Source organism: Bacillus sp. AFS001701 (assembly GCF_002559405.1).
Taxonomy (GTDB): Bacteria; Bacillota; Bacilli; order Bacillales; family Bacillaceae_G; genus Gottfriedia.
In genome coordinates, this window is sequence record NZ_NTZO01000042.1 from 1 (window position 1) to 4,213 (window position 4,213).

Consider the following 4,213-nt stretch of genomic DNA (forward strand, 5'->3'; position numbering starts at 1 on the left):
AAAATAGAGAAAGTAAAACGATTTAGGTAATATATCTTGAATTTATATTAATCAGCCAAATAAAGTAAGAGAAATGTGCAAAAGTATATACGTAATAGGAGAGGATGTCTCTCACTTTTTGTAATTAAACTAGTTATTATCATCAAATTTGCGGTGGTCAGATTCACTGGTATTACCCCTTGTAATCATTCAATACATTTTGTTGAGTACAATGTATATATTTACTCTGAAAATGTAATCTACTATTATAAAATACAATCGAGTTTTCTTTCATCATGTAGGTATTAATCCCAATCTTCGAGAGAAAAATAAATGAAGAAATTATAAAGGAGATATCATAAAGTTGAACGTAAAATACTTAGATTTACTGGCTCATAAATATGATAGTGAAGAAAAAGTGGTAACTGAGATTATTAATCTTGAAGCCACCCTTAATCTGCCAAAGGGGACAGAGCATTTTGTCAGTGATTTACACGGGGAGTATCAAGCTTTTCAACATGTGTTAAGAAATGGTTCGGGTAGAGTAAAAGAGAAAATAAGAGACCTATTTCAAGATGAACTATCTGATACAGAACTTAATGAATTTGCGACGTTAGTTTATTATCCTGAAGAAAAATTAAAGTTAATTAGAGATAAGTGTGTAAATAAACAAGAATTACATCAATGGTACACAGTAATCATTGACCGTATGATAAAGCTAATTTCTTATTCGTCATCTAAATATACACGCTCAAAATTACATAAAGCATTGCCTCAAGAGTTTGTTTATATAATAGAAGAGTTACTTTACAAAACGGATGAATCCACAAATAAAAAACCATATTATTCAAAAATAGTCCAGCAAATTATTTCTCTTGGTCAAGCAGATAAACTTATTACAGGTCTGGCTTATTCTACTCAGCGGTTGGTAGTTGACCATCTTCATGTCGTGGGTGATATTTATGATCGCGGACCTGAACCTGATAAAATTATGGATACTCTAATTAATTATCATTCTGTTGATATTCAATGGGGAAATCATGATGTCCTATGGATCGGTGCCTTTGCTGGATCAAAGGTTTGCCTAGCTAATATTATTCGTATCTGTGCCAGGTACGACAACTTAAGTATTATTGAAGATGTGTATGGAATAAATCTTATACCACTTCTTAATCTTGCGGAAAAGTACTATAAGGACAATCTAGCATTTAGACCCAAGAGCAATTCGGATAAAAAAAAGTCTGATCATGAACTTTTGCAAATTACTAAAATCCATCAAGCGATTGCAATTATTCAGTTCAAGCTTGAAATGCCAATCATAAAGAGACGCACGTATTTTAATATGTCAGAAAGGCTTTTGCTTGAAAAGATTGATTATGACAAAAATGAAATAACAATTAATGGGAAAACTTACCTATTAGAAAATACTTGCTTTGCAACTATTAATCCAGATAATCCGAGTGAATTAATAGAGGAAGAAGAGCAAGTCTTGGACAGACTATTGTTTTTTGTCCAGCATTCGGAAAAGTTGGCCAGACATATGAATTTTCTCATGAAGAAAGGCAGTCTTTATTTGAAATATAATGGGAACTTATTAATACATGGATGCATCCCAATTGATGAAAATGGAAATATGGAAAAAATGGTGATTGAAAATCATACTTATGCAGGTCGCGATCTACTTGATATTTTTGAACATTATTTACGACATGCTTTTGCACATCCTGAAGAGACAGAAGATCTCGCGACAGATATGGTCTGGTATTTATGGACAGGAGAATATTCATCATTATTTGGGAAAAGAGCAATGACGACCTTTGAAAGGTATTTTATTAAAGACAAAGAAACCCATAAAGAGATTAAGAATCCATACTATCATTTACGTGAAAAAGAGGAAATCTGCTGTAAAATTTTAGCAGAAATGAATCTTAATCCTAACATAGGCCATATAATAAACGGCCATACACCTGTTAAAGAAATAAAAGGAGAGAATCCAATTAAAGCAAACGGAAAGTTGATTGTCATTGATGGAGGATTTTCCAAAGCTTATCAATTAACGACTGGTATTGCTGGATACACTTTATTATATAATTCTTGCGGTATACAACTCGTCGCCCATGAAAAATTTAATTCAAAAAAAGATGTTCTATTAAAAGGGTCAGATGTTTTATCAGTAAAGAGATTGGTGGAAAAAGAACTCGAGAGAAAAAAGGTTCTAGAAACCAATGAGGGAGAGCGGTTATTACAGGAAATATCTGTTTTAAAAAGTCTATTAGAAAATCGCTATACTAATCCTCAGTTGTGAAGAGTATATGTTATCAAAAGGATCAAACTTCATCATTCCAATTGGATTTGGGGAATTTGTTTTAAATGGTGATTTTGAATTAATTGTTTCACATACTTAAGTGCAATTGAATAGTGGAAAAGAATCAGGACAATTGCTCTGATTCTTTTTTTTTTATGGTTACCAATTTTAAAAATGATGATATAAAAATAGATGTGTTTTTTTGACCATTATGGAGATAGTAGATTCTAAACTAATTAACGGGTAGTAAGAAAGGATTTATAAAAATGAATACATAAAGAGGCTATGAATTTTAATCATAGCCTTTTATCAATAAGGGATACTATGTTCTTAGATTTTTTTATTTTGAAACTGGATAGACGTTTAAATATTCTTCTAAGGTTAAGTTTCTTTTTTTTATTTGTTTTGCTGTTGTTACTCCAACATACCGAATATGCCAAGGTTCGTATTTGTAACCTGTGATCTGCTCTTTACCTTTTGGATATCGAATAATAAAACCATAGTTAGAGCTATTTTTATCAAGCCATTTGGCTTCTTTTGTATTAGCAAAACAGCTTGTAGCCGCACATTTTCCAGTGCTACTACTTACATCAATTGCTAATCCTGATTGGTGTTCACTTGAACCGGGTAATGCACTATACTTTCTTGCATTAACATAGCCATCTTCTTTTACATATCGATTAAAAAGAACTTTCTGAGTCGCATAAGAGCGATATCCTGAAACACCACTTAAATATATATGATCTTTTTTTGCTCCAGCAAATAATTTCTTTAATGCTATCGCTGCTTCTTTTCTCATTTTTCGTTTTTCAAGCTTTTCTTTAAAAATGAATGAAACATTTGGATAAACTAGATCCTTTGGAACATAATTTTTAGGTAAAAAATATTTTTTGTTTACTAAAACTGTAATGACATCAGGGTGTGAAACAGTTCTAATTGCATTACTTTGTTTCGTTCTATATATAACATTTTTAGGTACATCTGTTGTTTTGTTATTCTGATTATTAGCATTTTCATTGTTTGTTTTGTTCATCTGATTATTAGTATTTTCTTTATTTGTTTGGTGATATTCTTTTTTAGGACTAGAATCATTGTGATGATGATTTTGGTTACTACAACCGTTTAAAGATAATCCAAAGATAATTAAAATTGAAAGAACTAAATATTTCATAAAAGTAAGTACCCCCACATGTTGGTATGTCTAGTTGTTAATGAATAAATATGTCAAATATTTGATTTCATTTTTGAAATTCGTGTTCATTTAAAGGAAGATAAAAAGTTATTTTTCGTACATAGTCCAACTATTTCCTGAAATTTTTTCGGAAATATCAATGACTTTATTTTTAACTCTATCTTTTTCTGGGCCATCTAATAACTTTGGCTGATAGTTGTTTCTTGAAGAAACAGAGGATATAGAAAAGGGTATCACTTTCAACTCTTTTTCATTTGTCAATTTTCCATTTTGAAAGTGAAAAGTTTGCTGAAAAACAATTGTATCTTTATCACTAGGATTTCGATTCCCACCAAACATAAAGTTACCTAAACTATAGACAATAAATTTTCCATTATATTCTTCAATTCCCTGAAGTACATGAGGATGGTGCCCAAGTATTAAATCTGCTCCGTGATCAACCGCGTAGTGAGCCAAGCTTTTTGAGTATTATTAGGTACATACTCTCGCTCTATACCCCAATGAAAATGGATTAAAATTACTTTTGCACCAGCATTTCGTAATTCACCTATATCATTAGCAATTTTAACTCTTAATTCAGGAGTATCATTCCAACCTTCATATCCTAGTGCTCCTATTTTTATCCCCTTAACAGTTGTTAAATAGTGATTTGAATATCCAAAATAACCTATCTTGTATTTTTTTAAGTTACTAATAGTATCATCATAACCTTTTTCTAAATAATCATGACTATGGTT

Annotated in this window: 3 protein-coding genes and 1 pseudogene; 2 read left to right on the forward strand and 2 right to left on the reverse strand. The window is 30.9% G+C overall.

What is annotated here, in order from left to right:
- The first annotated feature begins 343 nt into the window (after nt 1-343).
- Together CN514_RS04165 and CN514_RS26760 are read left to right on the forward strand one after the other, a co-directional pair.
- A complete protein-coding gene (locus tag CN514_RS04165) occupies nt 344-2,284 on the forward strand; it encodes a fructose-1,6-bisphosphatase (RefSeq protein ID WP_098231514.1) in 1,941 nt (646 codons plus the stop codon).
- A gap of 7 nt (nt 2,285-2,291) precedes the next feature.
- The gene (locus CN514_RS26760; protein ID WP_353616548.1) at nt 2,292-2,384 is read left to right on the forward strand and encodes a hypothetical protein; all 93 of its coding nucleotides are present in this window, start codon (nt 2,292-2,294) and stop codon (nt 2,382-2,384) included.
- 240 nt (nt 2,385-2,624) lie between these two features.
- Here the strand turns inward: CN514_RS26760 and CN514_RS04170 are convergent, their stop codons facing one another.
- Both CN514_RS04170 and CN514_RS04175 read right to left on the reverse strand, forming a co-directional pair.
- Nucleotides 2,625-3,455, reverse strand: a complete 831-nt coding sequence (locus CN514_RS04170; RefSeq protein ID WP_098231515.1) for a M15 family metallopeptidase — start codon at nt 3,453-3,455, stop codon at nt 2,625-2,627.
- 108 nt (nt 3,456-3,563) lie between these two features.
- Nucleotides 3,564-4,213, reverse strand: a pseudogene (locus tag CN514_RS04175) (CapA family protein); the annotation flags it as partial.